Below are 19,554 nucleotides of genomic sequence, written 5' to 3'. Positions count from 1 at the left end.
TCTTCGCGCACGCGCGCGGCGACCTCGGTCCCGCGCAAGGCGCTTCCTGATCCGATCGGGGTGTGTCGGCGTCCGTTCAGGGCGGGCCAGGAGAGCTAGCCTGAGGTATGGACGCTGTCACGGTTGTCCCCACGCCCGAAAACGAACCGGTGCACTCGTACGCGCCCGGAAGCCGCGAACGGGAGTTATTGGTCGGCAAGCTGGCTGAGCTGGCCGCCGAACCCGTCGACGTGCCGTTGGTTATCGGCGGCAAGCACCGACCCGGCATAGGCGCGCGGCACGACATCGTCGCACCGCATCGGCATCGGCAGGTGCTGGGCACCTACACCGACATCACCCACTCCGAAGCCCACGGGGCCATCGACGCCGCGATCGGGGCGGCTCCTGGTTGGCGGGCCCTGCCGTTCGAGGAGCGCGCCGCGGTGCTGTTGCGCGCCGCCGACCTGCTGGCCGGGCCGTGGCGGGAGACGGTCGCGGCGGCCACCATGCTCGGGCAGTCGAAATCGGTCCAGCAAGCCGAGATCGACGCGCCCTGCGAGCTGGTCGACTTCTGGCGGTTCAACGTCGCCTTCGCGCGCGGAATCCTGGAGCAGCAGCCCCAGTCGAGCGCCGGGGTGTGGAACCGGATGGATTATCGGCCGCTGGAAGGCTTCGTCTACGCCATCACGCCCTTCAACTTCACCGCTATCGCGGGCAACCTCCCGACCGCCCCCGCTCTCATGGGCAACACGGTGGTGTGGAAGCCCTCGCCCACGCAGACGTTGTCGGCCTTCCACACGATGCGGCTGCTCGAGGCGGCGGGCCTGCCGCCGGGCGTGATCAACATGGTCACCGGCGACGGAGCGCAACTGTCGGAGGTGGCCTTGGCCGATCCGCGCTTGGCCGGAATCCATTTCACCGGCTCCACGCGGACATTCCAGTACCTCTGGCAGCAGGTCGGCGCGAACATCGGTCGCTATCACGGCTACCCGCGCCTGGTCGGCGAGACCGGCGGGAAGGACTTCATCGTCGCGCACTCCTCGGCCGATCCGGACGCGTTGCGCACCGCGCTGATCCGCGGAGCCTTCGAGTACCAGGGCCAGAAGTGCTCCGCGGCGTCGCGGGCCTACATCGCGCGGTCGGTCTGGCGCGCGATGGGGGAAGATTTCCTGCACGAGGCGGGCGAGCTGAGCTATGGCGACGTCACCGATCTGTCGAATTTCGGTGGGGCGCTTATCGACCGGCGCGCGTTCGACAAAAACGTGGCGGCGATCCGGCGCGCCCGGGACGCGGGCGTCACCATCCCGGTGGGCGGAACCTACGACGACAGCGAAGGCTGGTTCGTCCGGCCCACGGTGTTCGCGGTGGACAACCCGCACGACGAATCGTTCGCCACCGAATACTTCGGACCGATCCTGTCGGTTTACGTCTACGACGACTCCGAACCCGGCGCGTACAGCGCGATTCTGGCGGAAGTCGAGTCGGGCGCGCCCTACGCGCTGACCGGCGCTGTGTTCGCGCAGGACCGGTACGCGATCGAGCAGGCCGATGCCGCGTTGCGGTTCGCGGCGGGCAATTTCTACGTCAACGACAAGCCCACGGGCGCGGTGGTGGGGCAGCAGCCCTTCGGCGGGGCGCGGGCCTCGGGCACCGACGACAAGGCGGGCTCGCCGTTGAACCTGCTGCGCTGGGTCGCGCCCCGGACGGTCAAGGAGACGTTCGTACCGCCCGTGGACTACCGCTATCCGCACATGGGTAGCTGAGGCGCGGTCTCAGACCAGCGGCTTTCCGTGCCGCAACCGCCTGCGCAGGTCGAACAGGTAGGCGTTGAGCGGGAACATCCGGGCCGTCGCGGGCAGCCGCCGGTGCACCGCCCCGATCGCCCGCAGCAGCCGGTCCAAGCGCCGCTGGTCGCGGTCGGTCCAGGTCATGCCCATCTCGTCGCGCAGGTGCTGCGGGAGCAACCCGGTGACGACGAAGCGCTGCAACCCCGCGAAGAGTATCTGCACCGGACGCGGCATCATCTTCAGATCGATCAGGCCGTCGAAGTACTCTCGCAACTCCGGCTCGATGCCGCGCTGCTTCAGGTTCTCGTCCCAGTACCGCTGGAACTCCGCGCGGTTCGCCGGCCACATCTCCGGCCGCATCTGCAAGGTGGTGCCCAGCCGGGCCGCGTAGCTATAGAAGGCGTCGGCGGTGGCGGCGTCCATCGGGCCGTGCATCCGGGTGTAGAGGTCGTCGATGCCCCAGTACAGGCAGGCGGCGACCCACAACTGCAGGTTCGGGTCGAAGGCGTTGTACTTCACCGGGCTCGCGGCGGTGGAGCGCACCGAGCGGTGCGAGACGTTCACCGCCGCGCGGTAGGCCGAGCGTTCGGCGTCCGACCCGAGCAGCGCGACGGCGATATAGGTCAGCGTGGTGCGCAGCCGCTTGATCGGATGCAGGGTGACCTTGCCGCTGTCGACGGTGCTCTCCAAGACGCCGCGGCCGACCGGGCGCAGACTCAGCTGCATGATGACGTTGGCGGCGCCGCCGAGGAAGGCGGCGATGCCGTCGACGTATTCTCCGACGGTCTCCGGGGTGAGTGTTGTCTCGCTCGGGTCCGGCTCGTGCTCGGCGGTGCGCAGTGGCGCGGTCATCGTCGACCTCGTCTTTCGTGTCCGCCCGATCCCGGAGAATCGGTCGATGAGAAGGTTATGCCCTAACTTTCTCATCGACTCGTGAAGCTGTCAATCGTCGCGAGAACACCCGTGACGGTGTGCAATGCTGAAAGTGTCATCGTTTCGCTGTCGCGGATAGGGTTGAGGCATGGCCAGGCTGACCAGACTGTTACCGCTGGTGCGCAGCGCCGCCCCGGAAGATCGCAACCAGACCCGGGTGCTGGACGCGGCGCTGCTGGCGTTCCTTGACTTCGGCATCAAGCGCACCAGCATGGTCGAAGTCGCGCGGCGCGGCGGATTGTCGCTGGCCACCCTCTATCGCCGTTTCGCGAGCAAGTCCGATCTGATCAGGGCCGTCGGGCTGCGGCAGACCCGCGAGTTCATCGAGGAGGTCGACGCCGCGCTCGAGCGGCACGTCGACCGGGACGCGAGCGCGCAGGACCAGATCGTCGAGCTGTTCGCGGCGTTCATCAACGGGTTGCGCGGAAACCAGCTGATCCACCGGCTGCTGGCCACCGAGCCCGAACTCGTGCTGCCCTACCTCACCACCCAGGGAGCGCCGGTCATCGAACTCGGCCGCGACTACCTGGCCGAATTCATCACGCGCTTGCAGCGGGAGGGCAAGCTGCCCGAGTACGACCCGGAGCCGTTGGCCGAGATGATCGCCCGCACCGCGCTGTCGCTGGCGCTCACGCCGCAGACCGTCATCCCGCTCGGCGACGACGCGTCGATCCGGAAGTTCGCCCGCGATCACGTGGTGGTGTCGTTCCGGGTGCCGTGACGCGGGTCAGCGGGGCTGCGGTAGTCCGGTGAGCATCGCCCAGAGCGCGCCGAGCACGTCGGCGGTCTGCTCGGCGGCGGTGCCGCGGGTGTGCGCGGTCACCGCGAAGCCGGGACCGTAGGACGCCGAGGCGACCTCCGGCTCGCCCAGATCCGACCAACCCCACTTGGTGCCGAGCACGAACGGCCATCGCGCGGTGCCCCAGTCCTGTTCGGTGCCGTCCTGAGCGGTCGAACCCGCCGCGGCCATCCATTCGAAGATCGGCGATCCGGGATCGGTGCGCAGCTTGGTGGCGAGGAAGTCGGACACGTCCGCGACGCTCGTCGCGCTCGCGCCCCAGTTGGGCCCCGGAACCGTCTCGCGCAGGCCGTATTCGGCGGCGATGGCGGCGATGGCCTGCGGATACCTGGCCTCCATCACGGTCGCCGCTCCGTCATCCGAGTAGCGAATCATTTGCTCACCCAGGAAGCGATCCTCGGGCGACCCGTCGCCGTGGCGCAGGGCGTAGTCGGCGAGGAACAGCTTGGACAGCGACAAACTCGAGCGCGACTCGTGTTCGTTCGCCGTCCCCCAGCCGGGGCCGAGCACGGTACGTACCGAGATCGCGGTGCGGGGCGGTATCTCGGCCACTTCGACTTCGGCTGTTTCGGCGGGTTCTTCGGCGCAGGCGACCGGCGCGGACAATGCCAGGAACGCGCAGGCGACCAGCGTGGTCGTCGTCATTCGGTAGCCCATCGTCTCCTCCTGGCTCACTGTGACGCGTCGTCGGGCGGTGGCTCGCGACGGCGCACGGGCGCTGTCCGGGAACACTGGATGCGATTGCCCAGTAGTTGCTGCGGTGAAACGGGTCCGGGCCGATCCTTCAGACCAGGCGCAGGCCGAGCCGCCGCCGAACGCGCATATCGAGGAGGTAGGCGTTCAGGGGAAACGTGCGAATCGGTCGCGGAAGCCACGACTGTGTGGCGCCGACGGCACGCAGGATGTGGCTCAGTGTGCGCTCGTCGCGGTCGGTCCAGGTCATTCCCATTTCGTCGCGCAGGTGCTGCGGCAGCAGACCGGTCACGAAGAAGCGGTGCACGCGCCCGAACGCCAGCTGGGCCGGACGCGGAAGCATGCGCAGATCGATGAGGTCGTCGAAGTAGGCGCGGACGACCGGGTCGATGCTGGTCTTCGCCAGATTGGTCGTCCAGTATTCGTCGAACGCGCGACGGTCGGCGGGCCACATCGCTTCGGGCATCTGGAGGGTGGTGCCGAGCCGGGCGGCCGAGCGGTAGAACGCGTCGGCCGTCGCCTCGTCCATCGGGCCGTGCATGCGCTCGTACAGATCCTGCGCTCCCCAATGCAGACAGGCCGCGACCCACAGTTGCAGCGCGGGGTCGAACGCGTTGTAGCGCACCGGACTCGACGCGGTGGAGCGCACCGGGCGATGCGAGACGTTGACCGCCTCGCGATACGCGGCGCGTTCCTCGTCGGTGCCGAGCATCGCCACGGACAGGTAGGTCAGGGTGGTACGCAGCCGTTTGACCGGGTGCAGCATCACGTTCCCGCTGTGGACCGTGCTCTCCAGGACGCCGTAGCCGACCGGCGGAGTGCTCAGCTGCATGACGACGTTCGCCACGCCGCCGAAGAGACCCGCTATGCCGTCGATGTACTGCCCGACATCGAAGGAGTCCGGCGATTCGGGATGATGCGTCGCGGGAAGTGGCCTGGTCATCGTCGACCTCGCAGGACTGAGAAAGCTATGCGACAACGTTCTCACCGCTTCAGCGGCTGTGTCAACCGCCACATCCTCGGCTCCGCGACCTCGGCAAGGGACGTCGCGCAGCCGCCGGGGAAGCGGGGGAAGTAGCGTGATCGGATGTCGTTCGGCCCGCCGCTGCTGCTCAGTTCCCTGAACCCGCTCGCCGTCGCAGGCGGAGCGGACATCCCCGACGCCGTCACCATCGATGGGATCACCCTCTCGCGCAGTGACCTGCTGGGCGCGGCCACGTCGGTGGCCGAACGCGTCGCGCGCGCCGATCGGGTGGCCGTGCTGGCCGAGCCCACGGTGGAGACCGTGCTCGCGGTGGTCGGCTGCCTCATCGCGGGTGTCACGGTGGTGCCGGTGCCCCCCGACTCCGGCGCCGCGGAGCGTGCGCACATCCTGGCCGATTCGGGCGCTCAGGCGTGGCTGGGGAAAGCGCCGGAGGGCGCCGACCTGCCCGTGGTGCCGGTGCGGCGGCACGCCAGATCCTGGCACACCTATCCCGAACCGGATCCGGCCACAACGGCTTTCGTGCTGTACACCTCGGGGACCACCGGCCTGCCCAAGGGTGTGATGCTCAGTCGTGGCGCGATCGCCGCGGGTCTGGACGCCCTCGCCGACGCGTGGGCGTGGACCGCGAGCGACACTCTGGTGCACGGACTTCCGCTGTTCCACGTGCACGGGCTGATCCTCGGCGTGCTCGGGCCGCTGCGCGTGGGCAGCCCCCTGATCCACACCGGCAAGCCGACACCGCAGGCGTACGCGGCGGCCGACGGTTCGCTGTACTTCGGCGTGCCGACAGTGTGGTCGCGGGTGGTCGAGGACCCGGATTCGGCCAGGCGACTGTCCGGCGCGCGGCTGCTGGTCTCCGGCAGCGCGCCGCTGCCGGTGCCGGTGTTCGAGCGCCTGCGCGAGCTGACCGGGCACGCGCCGGTCGAGCGTTACGGCATGAGCGAGACCATGATCACGCTCTCCACCCGGGCCGACGGCGAGCGCAGGCCGGGCTGGGTCGGCACGCCGGTGCAGGGGGTGCGCACCCGGCTGCGGGACGAATCCGGCGCACCGGTCCCACACGACGGCGAGAGCATCGGCGGGCTCGAGGTCGCCGGGCCCATGCTGTTCGACGGTTACCTGAACCGCCCGGAAGCGACCGCGCAGAGCTGGACCGAGGACGGGTGGTTCCGGACCGGCGACGTCGCCGCCATCGATGCGGAGGGCTTCCACCGCATCGTCGGCCGGGAATCGGTGGACCTGATCAAGTCCGGTGGATACCGGGTCGGCGCGGGTGAGGTGGAGACGGCGCTGCTCGGTCATCCCGCGGTCGCGGAGGCCGCGGTGGTCGGCCTGCCCGACCACGACCTCGGTCAGCGCATCACCGCCTTCGTCGTGCTGCGCGACCCCGCCACCGAACGCGAACTGATCGATCACGTCGCCGGGCAGCTCTCGGTGCACAAGCGCCCGCGCGAGGTCCGCGTGGTCGAGGCGCTGCCGCGCAACGCCATGGGCAAGGTGCAGAAGAAGAAGCTCGGTTGACCTCGAGTTCGGTAGAGGTTCTACGGTCGCCCCATGACTGCGACCCTGACCTCCGAACAGATCGACTACCTGCGCACCCAGCGGCTGGGCCGGCTGGCCACCGTCCGGCCCGACGGCGCGCCGCAGAACAACCCGGTCGGCTTCCGCTACAACGCCGAACTCGGCACGATCGACATCGCGGGCTGGAACATGGGCGCCTCCTGGAAGTTCCGCAACCTCGCGACCAACGACCGCGTCGCGTTCGTCGTCGATGACGTGGCCTCGGTTCAGCCGTGGCGCGTCCGCTGCTTGGAGATCCGCGGCACCGCCGAAGCGCTCACCGACGTCGAGCCGTATATCTCCGGCGTCTCCCGCGAGATGATCCGCATCCATCCCCAACGAATCATCGCTTTCGGACTTTCCGGCGAGGTTCCCGACTTGACCCGATCCGCCGGCGCAAGTCCGGACGGACCTGGCGCTGGGCTTGAAGCCAGCAGATCGGCCCTCATCGGGAAGAGCGATATGTTCCGGCTGGCCGACGAGCCGTATCGCCTATGATCGGGCCATGCCCCCCGCGAGTCCCCTGCCTGCCGGCGACCCACACCGTGTGATCACCGGACCAGACGGTGTGGTTGAAGTCATCGTCAGCTTGAGTGAGTACCAGCAGCTCAAAAAGGCACGTGAGGAACTTCGTCGTCTTCGTGACGAACGGACGCGCAGTGCGATCGCGGCGCAGATGCGCGAAGGGGTGGTGCAATTCGAAGCCGACCCGGATGCCTTCCGGACCCTGACCCGCGAGGATCTGCTGCGGACGGACATCTTTGACCGACCGTAGGGTTCTCATCGAAGTCGGTGCACGAGCCGAGCAGCAGATCTACGACCTCCCCGAGCAATTGCGCTTCAAAGTCCGCTTGGCGTTGCTCGACCTATTGGACGATCCGCTGCCGCTTGCAAAAGGGGTCATCCCCTTTCGGGCTGACGGCGACGAGATACCGGACGCATACGAGTGGGACATCGGCGGCGTGACGATCTTCTACAACTTGATCGAAACCGGTCCGCTGTTGATCCAGATCATCGTCCAGGTCGTTCTCGTCGACGCTCTCTGACAGGCTGGCAACCGGCGCCTCCGCGCACCGTCCCCAGCGGGTCGTCGCCTTCGGTCTGTCCACCCGGCGACGGCGACGAGCCGACGCGACACTCGGATCAGCGCGGGCAGCTCCTGTCGCCCGGTACGGTGACCGAGTCCAACCGGTGCTGAGGAGGGCTATGTTCGCGCTCGTGGTGAGGTTCGACCTGCAGGACGCCGAGAAGGCTGCCGAGTTCGACCAACTGGTCGCCGAAACCGTCGCGGCGGTGACCCAATTCGAGCCCAGAACGCTGGTGTACGCCACGCACACCGTCGAGTCGGAGCCGTTGTCGCGGGTGTTCTACGAGGTGTACCGCGACCGCGAGGCGTTCAAGGAGCACGAGCGGCAGCCGCACACGCGGCATTTCCTGAGCCAGCGGGAGAACTACGTCGCCTCGTTCCGCGTGGAGTTCCTGTCTCCGGTCACCGCGAAAGGTCTGCCCGCCGCCGGCTGACCGCCCGCGTCCCGGACCCGATCCGTCGCGGTATCGGACAGGGAGCTGGCGGGGTCAGCCACAGCTGGGCTCCCGGGTCCATCGAGCTACCCGGAAAGGCAGCGCGCGGGCGTAGTCGAATGGCGGCAACTCCAGCCGTTCGAACCGCCCGATGACCGGCCCCGATCCAAGGGGCAGCTGACCGGGCGCGCAGAGAGCGGCGGAGTGCGGGAGGTCTCGAGCGCCCGCTCGCGGGTGGGCGCTCAGTCGTTGGCGTGGAGGTCGGCGTTGAGTTCGATGCCGGTGCCCTTGCGGGGGACCACCTCCACCGCGCCGGTGGTGGAGTTGCGGCGGAACAAGAGGTTGTCGCGGCCGGACAGTTCGGCGGCCTTGATCAGCGCGCCGTCCGGTGTGGTCACCTTGGTGCCCGCGGTCAGGTAGAGGCCCGCCTCCACGACGCAGTCGTTGCCGAGCGGGATGCCGAGGCCGGAATTCGCGCCGAGCAGCGACCGCTCGCCGATGGAGATGACGGTGGTGCCGCCGCCGGACAGCGTGCCCATGGTGGACGCGCCGCCGCCGATGTCGGAGCCGTCGCCGACCACGACGCCCGCGGAGATGCGGCCCTCGACCATGGACGCGCCGAGCGTGCCCGCGTTGAAGTTGACGAAGCCCTCGTGCATGACGGTGGTGCCGGAGGCCAGGTGCGCGCCGAGACGGACCCGGTCGGCGTCGCCGATGCGGACGCCGGAGGGCAGCACGTAGTCGACCATGCGCGGGAACTTGTCCACGCTGTAGACGGTGACCGGGCCGCGGGCGCGCAGTTTGGCGCGAGTGGCCTCGAAGCCCTCCACCGCGGCGGGGCCGTGGTTGGTCCACACCACGTTGGTCAGCAGGCCGAACTGGCCGTCCAGGCTCACCTCGTGCGGCTTGACCAAGCGGTGCGAGAGCAGGTGCAGGCGCAGGTAGACGTCGTGGGCGTCGACCGGGGCGGCGGACAGGTCGGCGATCGTGGTGTGCACCGCGATCACGTCGACTCCGCGCGCGTCGTCGAAGCCGAGCAGCGCCGCGTACTCGGCGGGCGCCTCATCCAGCCGCTTGGTGCCGGTCTCGGCGAACTCGCCCAGCTGCGGGTTCGGGTACCACGTGTCCAGTACGGTCCCGTCCGCGGTCACGTTGGCGATACCGATTGCTGCTGCTCCCTGGATGCTCACGGCCTAGAGGTTACCGACCCGCTGCGGACAACGGTGCGGCTGCTCCGGGAGACACCGATCACCTGGCTTCGCGTCCCGGTCGCCCGGGTCGGCACGTGACGCCGCCGCAGGGCCGGAGGTTTTCTCGGCGTTCGCCCGCCCCGCCGAGAGCGTCGCGCATCGGGGCCGACCGGAGGGAAGTGACCGGCGTGGCGGGTGAGCGGTCGTAGGGTGAAGCGCGTGACCATCGACCTGCATGCCGACCCGATCACGCTGACCGCCGCGCTCGTGGACATCCCGAGCGTCTCGCGTGACGAGGCGGCCGTCACCGACGCGGTGGAACGCGCGCTGCGGGAGCAGACGACGGGATTCGAGATCCTGCGCCACGGGAACGTGGTGCTGGCGCGCACCCACCGCGGCCTGCCGACCCGGGTGATCCTGGCCGGGCACCTGGACACCGTGCCGATCGCCGACAACGTGCCCGGCCGGTTCGCCGTCGGCCCGGCGGGCGATCAGGTGCTCTACGGCTGCGGTTCGGTGGACATGAAGTCCGGTGACGCGGTGTTCCTGCACCTGGCCGCGACGGTCACCGACCCGGTGCACGACCTGACGCTGATCTTCTACGACGGCGAGGAGATCGCCGCCGAGTTCAACGGGCTCGGCCACATCGAGCGCGATCTGCCCGACTGGCTCACCGGCGACCTCGCCGTGCTCGGCGAACCGTCCGGGGGCTGGATCGAGGCCGGTTGCCAGGGCACCTTGCGCGCTCGGCTGCGCACCTCCGGCGTGCGCGCGCACTCGGCACGAGCATGGCTGGGCGACAACGCGATCCATCGGCTGGCTCCGATCCTGCAACGGCTCGCCGACTACCGGGCCAGGGAAGTGGACATCGACGGCTGCGTCTTTCGCGAGGGCCTGTCCGCGGTCCGGGTCGAGGGCGGCGTGGCGGGCAATGTCGTGCCGGACGCCGCCGAACTGGACGTCAACTTCCGCTTCGCGCCCGACCGCACCGTCGACCAGGCCGTCGACCATGTGCGCGAGGTCTTCGCCGGACTCGAACTGTCCTTCGAGGTCACCGACTCCGCGCCGGGCGCGCTGCCGGGGCTGACGGCGCCCGCGGCCAAGGACCTGATCGCCTCGGTGCGGCGCCACGGCGGCGGTGGCGTGCGCGCGAAGTACGGCTGGACCGACGTCTCGCGTTTCGCCGCGCGCGGCATTCCCGCCGTCAACTTCGGTCCGGGCGATCCCAACCTCGCGCACAAGCGCGACGAGCATGTCCCCCTCGACCAGATCACCGCTGTCACCGGCATGCTGCGCAGCTACCTGAGCGGCACTCCGGCCTGAACAGCGCCAGGAGCCGCCGGAATCGGTGCGCATCGAGCGCTGGGATCGCGACTGTGTCTCGCCCCCGCTGCGCCCGGCTGAACGTCGGACGACTTCTCTCGTCCGGCCCGTGAGCGGCCCTGGCCGGGCGGTAGCGTGGGACGCATGTCCACCGACGCCGCGGACCGCGAGGTCGCCCACACTCCGAAGTCGACACCGAAGTTCCGGGGGCCGATCATGTTCCGCCGCGACCGTGCGGACGGCGTGGGCACCGCCGACCGAAACCTGCTGGACAAGCGGGGTGACACGGACTGGGTACACACCGATCCCTGGCGCGTGCTGCGCATCCAAGCCGAATTCGTCGAGGGCTTCGGCGCGCTGGCCGAAGTGCCCCGGGCGGTGACCGTCTTCGGTTCCGCGCGCACGTCCGCCGACCATCCGGAGTACCAGGCGGGCATGGCGATCGGCGCCGCGCTGGCCAGGGCGGGCTTCGCGGTGATCACCGGCGGCGGCCCGGGGGCGATGGAGGCGGCCAACCGGGGCGCCTGCGAAGCGGGCGGCTACTCGATCGGTCTCGGCATCGAGCTGCCGTTCGAGCAGAGCCTCAACGAGTGGGTCGACCTGGGCATCAACTTCCGGTACTTCTTCGTCCGCAAGACGATGTTCGTGAAGTACTCCCAGGCGTTCATCTGCCTGCCCGGCGGTTTCGGCACCCTCGACGAGCTGTTCGAGGCGCTGACGCTGGTGCAGACCCGTAAGATCACCCGGTTCCCGATCATCTTGTTCGGCACCAGGTATTGGTCGGGGCTGGTCGATTGGTTGCGTGATTCGCTCGGGGGCTCCGGCAAGATCTCGCCGGGTGACCTCGGCCTGCTGCACGTGACCGACAGTGTCGAGGAGGTCGTGCACATCATCCAGTCCGCCGCCCAGGCAGGCGGCGCCGAGGACGCGATCGGGACGGAGGATCAGTGGTGAGCGAACAGCCTTTCGCCGTCTGTGTCTACTGTTCGGCGAGTACGACCGATCAGGACTATCTCTCGCTGGCTGCCCGAGTGGGCACCGAGATCGCCCGGCGCGGTTGGCAATTGGTGTCCGGCGGCGGGCACGTCTCGATGATGGGCGCGGTCGCCACAGCGGCGCGCGCGGGCGGCGCCAACACCATCGGCGTGATCCCGAAGCATCTGGTGCACCGCGAGGTCGCCGACGTCGACGCCGACGAACTGGTGGTCACCGACACGATGCGCCAGCGCAAGCAGGTGATGGAGGATCGCGCCGACGCCTTCCTCACCCTGCCCGGCGGCATCGGCACGTTGGAAGAGTTCTTCGAGACCTGGACCGGCGGCTATCTGGGACAGCACGAGAAGCCCGTTGTTGTGCTGGATCCCAATGGATTTTTTCGCGGATTGTTCTCCTGGCTGGACGAGTTGTACGAGCGGAAGTTCGTGCCCCGGACAGCCCTCGCCCGGATTACCGTGGTGACCGATCTCCCGGCCGCCTTCGCGGCACTGGAGCGGACCCGTCCCCGGGAAGAGGAGAGCTGACGACGTGAGCACCGACGCGCGATCGACGGTGAGTTTGTTCGACCTCGCCCGCAACCTGCCCGCGATGGCGCTGGACGCGCCGGGCATGCTGCGCAACGCGCTGGGCATGCTGGTGACGCCGGATTCCGAGGCCTCGGTGGGGCTGTACTTCCAGCGCACCGCGCACCGGCATCCGGACCGTCCTTTCCTGCGGTTCGAGGGTGCGTTCTACACCTACGGCGAGGCCAACGCGCAGGTGAACCGGTATGCGAGCGTGCTGGCGGCGCGTGGGGTTCGGCGCGGTGACGTGGTGGGCGTGCTGATGACCAACCGGCCCGAGACGATGTTCGTCGTGCTGGCCACGGTCAAGCTCGGGGCCACCGTGGGCCTGCTCAACCATCATCAGCGCGACCGAGTGCTGGCGCACAGCTTCGGCCTGCTCGACAGCGTGCTCAACGTGGTCGGCGCCGAATGCGCCGACGCGATCGACTCGCTGCCCGAGCCGCCCGCCCACGTTCTCCCCGCCGACGAACTCGAGCAGGCGGCCCGCGGCGCCGCCGACACCGATCCGCCGAGCTGCGCGGAGGTGACCGCGCGCGAGCGGGCGTTCCTCATCTTCACCTCCGGCACCACGGGTCTGCCGAAGGCCAGCGTGATGACGCATCTGCGCTGGACCAAGAGCATGGCCGGGCTCGGCGGCCTCGGCATCCGCCTGCGCGGCGACGACACGCTGTACTGCTGCCTGCCGCTGTATCACAACAACGCGCTCACCGTCGCGTTGTCCGCGGTGCTGGCCTCCGGCGGCACGTTCGCCCTCGGCCGGGGGTTCTCCGCGTCCCGTTTCTGGGATGAGGTCGTTCGCGAGCAGGCGACGGCGTTCATCTACATCGGCGAGCTGTGCCGCTATCTGGTCAACCAGCCCGCCGCGCCGACCGACCGGAAGCACTCGGTCCGGCTCGCGGTCGGCAACGGGCTGCGCCCGGAACTGTGGGACGAGTTCAAGTCCCGGTTCGGCATCAAGCGGATCGTGGAGTTCTACGGGGCGAGCGAGGCGAACATCGCGTTCGTCAACGCCTTCGGCGTGGACCGCACGGCGGGCTTCGGCCCGCTTCCGTACGCCGTCGTGAAGTACGACGACGAGACCGGCAAGGCGGAGCGCGACGAGAACGGCCGTTTGCGCCGGGTCGGCACCGGCGGTGTCGGGCTGCTGCTGGCCAAGGTGACCGACCGTTCCCCGTTCGACGGTTACACCGACGAGGCCGCCTCCGAGGCCAAGTTGGTGCGCGACGGTTTCGAACCGGGCGACGTCTGGTTCGACACCGGCGATCTGGTCCGGGAACAGGGCTGGCACCACATCGCGTTCGTGGACCGGCTCGGCGACACGTTCCGCTGGAAGGGCGAGAACGTGGCGACCACGGAGGTGGAGGGCGCGCTGAGCAAGGCGGAAGCGATCGCGCAGGCGGTGGTCTACGGCGTGGACATCCCCGGAACCGACGGCAAGGCGGGCATGGCGGCCGTGACGCTGCACCCGGGCGCGGACTTCGATGGGGCGGCCTTGGCGAAGGTGGCCTACGAGCAATTGCCCGGCTATGCCGTTCCGCTGTTCATCCGTGTCGTCGATGAGCTGGAACAGACCTCGACGTTCAAGAGCCGCAAGGTCGAGCTGCGCAAACAGGGCTACGCTCCGGACTCCGACAGCGCGCTGTACGTACTCGCGGGCCGCAGCGCGGGCTATGTCCCCGCTTACGACGACTACGCGGCAGACGTAGCGGCAGGCCGCGCCCCGAAGAACTGACGGCCCGAGCCGGGCAGCACGTCGCGGCGGTGGTCTACCTCCCTGCCCGACGACTGCGCGCCCGCCTCGCGTCTCCCGACTGGTACGGTCTGCAGATCAGGAGATGTGGAGGAGCCGACGGGTTTCGGACCCACCTGGGCAACTCGTCGGGTACGCCCGGAACTGTGCCGGTACCCGACGTATGACCTGCGAATCCCCGTCTCCTGACGGTACGGCCGGTATTCGCGGAGAGGCGGGAGAGCTCATGTCCAGCTCGACCGTTGCGCCGCTTCCGACGCTGTGCGGACGGCCGGTGGTGACGGATCGAGCGCTGGTGATGGCGATCGTGAATCGCACCCCGGACTCCTTCTACGACCGCGGCGCCACCTTCACCGACGCGGCGGCAATGGACGCGGTGGCGCGCGCGGTGGACGAGGGCGCCGATCTCGTGGACATCGGCGGGGTGAAAGCCGGGCCCGGCGACGAGGTGGACGCCGCCGAAGAGGCGCGCCGGGTGGTGCCGTTCGTCGCGGCCATTCGCGCGAAGTACCCGCAGCTACTGATCAGCGTCGACACCTGGCGCGCCGAGGTGGCGCTGGCCGCGGTGGGGGAGGGCGCGGATCTGATCAACGACACGTGGGCGGGAGCCGACCCCGATCTGGTTCCGGTCGCCGCCGCGCACGGCGCGGGACTGGTGTGCAGCCACACCGGCGGCGCGGTGCCGCGCACGCGGCCGCATCGGGTGCGATACGCCGACGTAGTGCGCGAAGTCACCGAAACCGTGGTGCGCGCCGCGGAGAACGCGCTCGCGGCCGGAGTGCGGCGGGATTCGATCCTGATCGACCCGACCCACGATTTCGGCAAGAACACTTATCACGGTCTCGAACTGTTGCGCGGAGTCGACGTTCTTGTAAAAACCGGATGGCCAGTCTTGATGGCGCTGAGCAACAAGGATTTCATCGGGGAGACTTTAGGTGTCGGTCTTTCCGAACGGCTGGAGGGCACATTGGCGGCAACAGCGTGGTCGGCAGCGGCCGGCGCCCGAGTCTTTCGTGTCCACGAAGTCGCCGCGACCCGGCGAGTGGTGGACATGATCGCCGCGATCCAGGGCATCCGGCCCCCCGCACGAACCTTGCGAGGTCTGGCATGACATTCCAATACCGTGAGCCCGCCTGGGCGACAACCAATACCTGGGACACCCCGGACTGGCGGGTGGACGAACTCGTCTCCGCCAAAGCCGGGCGCACCGTGTCGGTGGTGCTGCCCGCGCTGAACGAAGAGGGCACCGTGGCCGACGTGGTGGCCAGCATCCGTCCCCTGCTCGGCACGCTGGTCGACGAACTGATCGTGCTGGATTCCGGCTCGACCGACGCGACCGCGCAGCGGGCGCGCGCCGCGGGCGCCGAGGTGATCAGCCGGGAGCAGGCGGTGCCGGAACTGGAGCCGGTGCCGGGCAAGGGCGAGGTGCTGTGGCGCTCGCTGGCGGTGACCAGCGGCGATCTGATCGCCTTCGTCGATTCCGACCTGATCGATCCGGATCCGGCCTTCGTGCCGAAATTGCTCGGCCCGCTGCTCACGAACGATGACCTGCACCTGGCCAAGGCCTACTATCGCAGGCCGCTGCGGCAAGGTGCGGCGGTGGACGCGCACGGTGGCGGCCGCGTCACCGAATTGGTCGCCCGGCCTTTGCTCGCGGCGTTGCGACCCGAGCTCGCACAGGTGTTGCAGCCGCTCGGCGGTGAATACGCGGGCACCCGCGAACTGCTCACTTCGGTGCCGTTCGCGCCGGGCTACGGCGTGGAGATCGGGCTGCTGCTCGACACCTACGACCGGCTCGGCATGTCCGCGATCGGCCAGGTCAATCTGGGCGTGCGCACGCATCGCAACCGGCCGCTGGCCGACCTCGGCGTGATGAGCCGGCAGATCCTCGGCACCGTGCTCGGTCGCAGCGGCGTCCAGGACTCCGGCGCGGCGCTGACGCAATTCCCGCTGATCGGGAATGAATTCACCGCGCACAGCACCGAAGTGTCGCTGGTGGACCGCCCGCCGATGAACACACTGCGCCCCGCGTGCGCGGCGGCCTGAACCGCTCTCGCGCCCTCGGCGGGCGCATCGCTCAGGCCCCTTCCGCGTGCGGGTCGCGCATATACCCCGCCTCGATCAAGGTGCGGAAGGCCGCGAGTTTGTAGACGCACTCGGAGGGCTCACAGATCCGGTGGCGCTGCATGAGTTCGTGCGCCTCCGCCACGGTCAGCGGTTCGACGGGCATCCGCTGCGGTCTGCCAATCGGGCAGGTCGGCAGCACGGGGGCGGGGATTCGCTCCGCGACAACGTGCTGGGCGAGGCCGAGCCGTCGGCGCCGGGTCGCCGGTCCGTGCAGCAACCCGATGGTGGCGACCAGGCCTGCGGCGCCGGCGAGCGAGCAGAGGACGGCGATCTGGGTGGCGGTCACGGCGCTTTCTCCTCTCGGTGTGGGCCGGGCAGAGTGTGGCGGGGCCGACGCGCAACGCACCGTCACCTACTCATAGTTAACTTTCAGCAAATCTAATGTGCGGCCGTGTACCGCGCTGCGAAATGAAAATGGGACGTGCCACTGGGCGGTATGTCGGCTCTGTGGCAAGGTATTCCCGGCGATCCGGCATCCAATCCGCCGGGCGGGTCGAACTTCCGGGATCAGCGATGGAGGGGGCCCTCGAGGCGATCCAGCGCGAGGGCGGACGCGCCGCCGCGCTCGGCCAGGATCTGGGCGGCGATGGAGATGGCCGTCTCGTCCGGCGTGCGGGCGTCGAGGTCGAGTCCGACCGGACTGCGCAGCCGTGCGAGCTGGTCGTCGGTGACGCCCGCCGCGCGCAAGCGCCCGACGCGCTCGGCGTGGGTGCGGCGCGAGCCGAGAGCGCCGACAAAGCCGATAAGTGGGCACGACAGCGCCGTCGCCAGCATCGGGACGTCGAATTTGGCGTCGTGGGTGAGCACGCAGACCACGGTGCGCCCGTCGATCCGCCTCGCCTGCTGTTCGGCGCGCAGATACCGATGCGGCCAGTCCACGACCACTTCGTGGGCGGCGGGGAACCGGGCGGTGGTGGCGAAGGTCTCGCGGGCGTCCACCACGGTCACCCGGTAGCCGAGCTGGCGGCCGGTGCGGCTGAGCGCGCGCACGAAGTCGTTCGCGCCCGCCAGGATCATGCGGGCCGGGGCTGCGAAGACCTGCACGAACGTCCGGGGGCGCGGTGTGCCGTGGGTGGGGCATTCGTCGGCGCCCACCACGCCGCAGCGGCCCGCCGCGAGCAGCGCCCGTGCGTCGCGGTCGACGCCGTGCCAGGGTTCCGCGCCTTCGGGTTCCAGCAGTCGCCATTCCGGTGCGGCGTCCAGGGTGGTGCCCACGGCGACGGGTGATCCGTCGGCGATCCGTCGCCGCAATGTCGTGAGCAGAGGGAGTCGCTCACACGAGATCCGCTCGACGAACACCTCGATCTCTCCGCCGCAGGGCAATCCCACGGCGAGCCCGTCGGCATCGGCATAGCCGAACCGGTCGGTCACGGCCGGGCCGCCGGCCAGTACTTCCTGCGCCGCGGCGAGGACGGCGGCCTCGACGCATCCGCCGGACAGTGAGCCGTGCACGGCGCCGGAGGCGGTGACGATCATGGCCGCGCCCGGGGCCCGGGGACCGGGGCCGGTGGTGTCCACCACGCGTGCCAGCGCGACCGGCCCGTACGGCAGCAGGGCGATCATCTGGCCGAGTATCTCGCGCACCGCGACCGGTCCTTTCCCGAGCGGGTCCGCGGCGCATCGGGCCCGAGGCCTACGGCGAATTCGCGCCGTACCGCCAGAGTAGTTATGCGGAAGCTATCCGGCGCGGTGACGGTGGGGCAGCAGCACCTGGTCTGCTCCCGCGTCGGACGCCTCGGCCGGATTCGAAGTCTCGGCGCGCGGGTCGTCGGTGCGCGGGTTGTCGGTGTCCGGACGCGCGGAGCCGTCCGTCTGGTCGTCTTCGGTGTGCGGCTGGTCGGCCGCCGGTTCGTCCGGCTCGGGTGTGGTGGCCGACTGCTCGTCGGCGAGCCGGGCCTGGAGATCGGCGACGGTCAGGTGGGCCTTCGACCCCGCGGGCCGCAGCAGCACGCTGACGAGCAGGCCGAGCAGACCCACCGCCAGGACGGCGCCGCCGATGAGCAATAGCGGATTCACGATTTCCTCCTTGCCGGACGCTTCACGCGTCCGTTTCGCGGAGCTGGAGATGAGGGTTATCGTGCAGCTATTCAATCATCAGTGTATGAACCCGCTGACGGGAGGGCTGGTGACCTGCGACACACAGCGGTGGACATGCTCGATTCAGCATGTAGTAGCGCGGTGAACTGGTGCTCGACGGGGCGGAGCGCTGCTCGCGCGGACAAGCGGCACCGCGCGCCGCTCCGCGCGGTATGCGCCCTCTGATAGTGCCGACGATTTGCTGAAACTCGTTGTGGCCGCGCAGCCGACGCTTCGGGCCGAATCGATCCGTCCTGCTTCGCCGTCTCGGCTCAGCGCCGCGGACCCGCTGCGTGCGACCGGTTTTCCGGATCGTGCCGGTAGACCGGCGTGAGCAGGTCGGCTTCGAGCGGCTCTCCGGTGGCGCGATCGAAACGACAGGAGATCAGCACCGAGAACAGATAATTGCCTGCCCGCTCGTGCAGCGTGGCCAGCCGGGTGGCCAGCAGCCGGATGGCGCCGAGCGAGCCGGGCGGATGCATGCCGTCGATCATCAGGATGCTGCCGCGCCCGTCGGGCCGGGGAAGCCTGCCCAAGTAGGCGATGTCGTGCGGCTCGGGTCCGCCCGGCCGGTAGACCCGGCGGGCCGCTCGGTCCTCGATTCCCCGGCGCGCGTCGCCCATTCGGGCCACCGCGCGGCGCAGCCGGGGATCGGCGGCGACCAGCTGACGCAGACTCGGGGAGAGTTCCGGGCCGCCCAACACGATCAGGCCGTCGCGACGCAGATCGATCGGGCGGCCGGGCAGGAAATGCTCGACCGCGACGCCGAAGCCGAGTTCGCGCAGCAATTCGGCCAAGCGCTGCGGCGCCGCCGGATCCGGCGCGCCGATCACCCGTCCGGCGCGCACCTCGGGGACGAGCACGGTGAGCGAACCGTGCCCGAAGAACAGTCCTTCCGGCGCGGGCCCCTGCGTACTGACCTGGTGGATGCGGGCACGGGAAAGCCCCGCCGCCGCACCGATTCTGGCGAATGTCCAGCCGTCGGCATGAAGCTCGCGGATCACGGCACGCCGAATCCTGGTCAGTTCGTTGATGGTCTGCTGGGCCGCCGCCACCCCGTCGGTGGCCGCCTTCAGTCGCTCGACCTTGTCCTCGATCGCGAACACGCGCGCCACGTCATCGGCCGACATGTGCGAAGTCTAGACAGCTGAACAGCGCATTGCGTCTAGACCACTTGACGAATCAGGTGGCGTCGGTGTCGATCGGCGGACGTTCGTTGCGCTCCAACGGCTTATCCAACTTGGGCATCGGGTAGTCCGGCATGCCGCT

General features: G+C 69.3%; 20 protein-coding genes and 1 pseudogene. 13 read left to right on the top strand and 8 right to left on the bottom strand.

From position 1 onward, the window contains the following. Nucleotides 1-107: 107 nt before the first annotated feature. A complete protein-coding gene (pruA, locus tag ON27_RS22665) occupies nt 108-1,742 on the top strand; it encodes an L-glutamate gamma-semialdehyde dehydrogenase (RefSeq protein WP_043731407.1) in 1,635 nt (544 codons plus the stop codon). A gap of 9 nt (nt 1,743-1,751) precedes the next feature. On the opposite strand, the gene ON27_RS22660 is transcribed toward pruA, so the two are convergent. Further along, nucleotides 1,752-2,618, bottom strand: coding sequence for an oxygenase MpaB family protein (locus ON27_RS22660; RefSeq protein WP_043731403.1), 867 nt, complete (start codon nt 2,616-2,618; stop codon nt 1,752-1,754). A 169-nt stretch (nt 2,619-2,787) separates the two neighbouring features. On the opposite strand from ON27_RS22660, the gene ON27_RS22655 reads away from it, so the two are divergent. Beyond that, nucleotides 2,788-3,420, top strand: a complete 633-nt coding sequence (locus tag ON27_RS22655; protein ID WP_043731400.1) for a TetR/AcrR family transcriptional regulator — start codon at nt 2,788-2,790, stop codon at nt 3,418-3,420. A 6-nt stretch (nt 3,421-3,426) separates the two neighbouring features. Here the strand turns inward: ON27_RS22655 and ON27_RS22650 are convergent, their stop codons facing one another. Then, nucleotides 3,427-4,155, bottom strand: a complete 729-nt coding sequence (locus ON27_RS22650) for a hypothetical protein (RefSeq protein ID WP_043731484.1) — start codon at nt 4,153-4,155, stop codon at nt 3,427-3,429. A 127-nt stretch (nt 4,156-4,282) separates the two neighbouring features. Beyond that, nucleotides 4,283-5,134, bottom strand: coding sequence for an oxygenase MpaB family protein (locus ON27_RS22645; protein ID WP_043731396.1), 852 nt, complete (start codon nt 5,132-5,134; stop codon nt 4,283-4,285). 144 nt (nt 5,135-5,278) lie between these two features. Between ON27_RS22645 and ON27_RS22640 the strand changes: the two genes are divergently transcribed. From ON27_RS22640 to ON27_RS22620, 5 genes and pseudogenes are all read left to right on the top strand, one after another. Beyond that, nucleotides 5,279-6,697, top strand: coding sequence for an acyl-CoA synthetase (locus ON27_RS22640; RefSeq protein WP_083887742.1), 1,419 nt, complete (start codon nt 5,279-5,281; stop codon nt 6,695-6,697). 33 nt (nt 6,698-6,730) lie between these two features. Beyond that, nucleotides 6,731-7,105 (top strand): annotated as a pseudogene (locus ON27_RS22635) (PPOX class F420-dependent oxidoreductase); the annotation flags it as partial. Between the two features lie 178 nt (nt 7,106-7,283). Further along, nucleotides 7,284-7,511, top strand: coding sequence for a hypothetical protein (locus tag ON27_RS40015; protein ID WP_157227284.1), 228 nt, complete (start codon nt 7,284-7,286; stop codon nt 7,509-7,511). Beyond that, nucleotides 7,498-7,782: a hypothetical protein gene (locus tag ON27_RS22625; RefSeq protein ID WP_051046894.1), complete on the top strand. Its 285-nt coding sequence runs from the start codon at nt 7,498-7,500 to the stop codon at nt 7,780-7,782. The genes ON27_RS40015 and ON27_RS22625 overlap by 14 nt, the downstream gene beginning before the upstream one ends. Before the next feature lie 172 nt (nt 7,783-7,954). Next, nucleotides 7,955-8,257: a putative quinol monooxygenase gene (locus tag ON27_RS22620; RefSeq protein WP_245560057.1), complete on the top strand. Its 303-nt coding sequence runs from the start codon at nt 7,955-7,957 to the stop codon at nt 8,255-8,257. Between the two features lie 242 nt (nt 8,258-8,499). On the opposite strand, the gene dapD is transcribed toward ON27_RS22620, so the two are convergent. Further along, a complete protein-coding gene (dapD, locus tag ON27_RS22615) occupies nt 8,500-9,447 on the bottom strand; it encodes a 2,3,4,5-tetrahydropyridine-2,6-dicarboxylate N-succinyltransferase (RefSeq protein ID WP_043731381.1) in 948 nt (315 codons plus the stop codon). 219 nt (nt 9,448-9,666) lie between these two features. On the opposite strand from dapD, the gene dapE reads away from it, so the two are divergent. The 6 genes from dapE to ON27_RS22585 all read left to right on the top strand — a co-directional run bounded on the left by dapE (nt 9,667) and on the right by ON27_RS22585 (nt 16,128). Continuing rightward, a complete protein-coding gene (dapE, locus tag ON27_RS22610) occupies nt 9,667-10,770 on the top strand; it encodes a succinyl-diaminopimelate desuccinylase (RefSeq protein WP_043731475.1) in 1,104 nt (367 codons plus the stop codon). A gap of 144 nt (nt 10,771-10,914) precedes the next feature. After that, nucleotides 10,915-11,724: an LOG family protein gene (locus ON27_RS22605; protein WP_043731471.1), complete on the top strand. Its 810-nt coding sequence runs from the start codon at nt 10,915-10,917 to the stop codon at nt 11,722-11,724. Further along, complete coding sequence (locus ON27_RS22600; RefSeq protein ID WP_043731379.1) at nt 11,718-12,290, top strand: LOG family protein; 573 nt, start codon at nt 11,718-11,720, stop codon at nt 12,288-12,290. Before ON27_RS22605 ends, ON27_RS22600 begins: the two co-directional genes overlap by 7 nt. A 4-nt stretch (nt 12,291-12,294) precedes the next feature. Further along, entirely contained in the window at nt 12,295-14,064 is a 1,770-nt protein-coding gene (locus ON27_RS22595) for a long-chain-acyl-CoA synthetase (RefSeq protein ID WP_083887740.1), read from the top strand. A 244-nt stretch (nt 14,065-14,308) separates the two neighbouring features. Beyond that, the gene (folP, locus tag ON27_RS22590; protein ID WP_043731376.1) at nt 14,309-15,193 is read left to right on the top strand and encodes a dihydropteroate synthase; all 885 of its coding nucleotides are present in this window, start codon (nt 14,309-14,311) and stop codon (nt 15,191-15,193) included. Further along, a complete protein-coding gene (locus ON27_RS22585) occupies nt 15,190-16,128 on the top strand; it encodes a glucosyl-3-phosphoglycerate synthase (protein WP_043731374.1) in 939 nt (312 codons plus the stop codon). Before folP ends, ON27_RS22585 begins: the two co-directional genes overlap by 4 nt. 31 nt (nt 16,129-16,159) lie before the next feature. Here ON27_RS22585 and ON27_RS22580 read toward each other — a convergent pair whose 3' ends face one another. From ON27_RS22580 to ON27_RS22565, 4 genes are all read right to left on the bottom strand, one after another. Next, nucleotides 16,160-16,495: a hypothetical protein gene (locus tag ON27_RS22580; protein WP_043731372.1), complete on the bottom strand. Its 336-nt coding sequence runs from the start codon at nt 16,493-16,495 to the stop codon at nt 16,160-16,162. 221 nt (nt 16,496-16,716) lie between these two features. Then, nucleotides 16,717-17,793, bottom strand: a complete 1,077-nt coding sequence (locus ON27_RS22575; RefSeq protein WP_043731369.1) for an XdhC family protein — start codon at nt 17,791-17,793, stop codon at nt 16,717-16,719. Between the two features lie 93 nt (nt 17,794-17,886). Next, entirely contained in the window at nt 17,887-18,225 is a 339-nt protein-coding gene (locus ON27_RS22570) for a hypothetical protein (protein WP_043731365.1), read from the bottom strand. Nucleotides 18,226-18,557: 332 nt separating this feature from the next. Further along, nucleotides 18,558-19,415, bottom strand: coding sequence for a hypothetical protein (locus ON27_RS22565; protein ID WP_043731362.1), 858 nt, complete (start codon nt 19,413-19,415; stop codon nt 18,558-18,560). Nucleotides 19,416-19,554: the final 139 nt, after the last annotated feature.

The organism is Nocardia asiatica NBRC 100129, assembly GCF_000308415.1.
Lineage (GTDB): Bacteria > Actinomycetota > Actinomycetes > Mycobacteriales > Mycobacteriaceae > Nocardia > Nocardia asiatica.
This window is presented reverse-complemented; position numbering and strand designations above follow the sequence as displayed.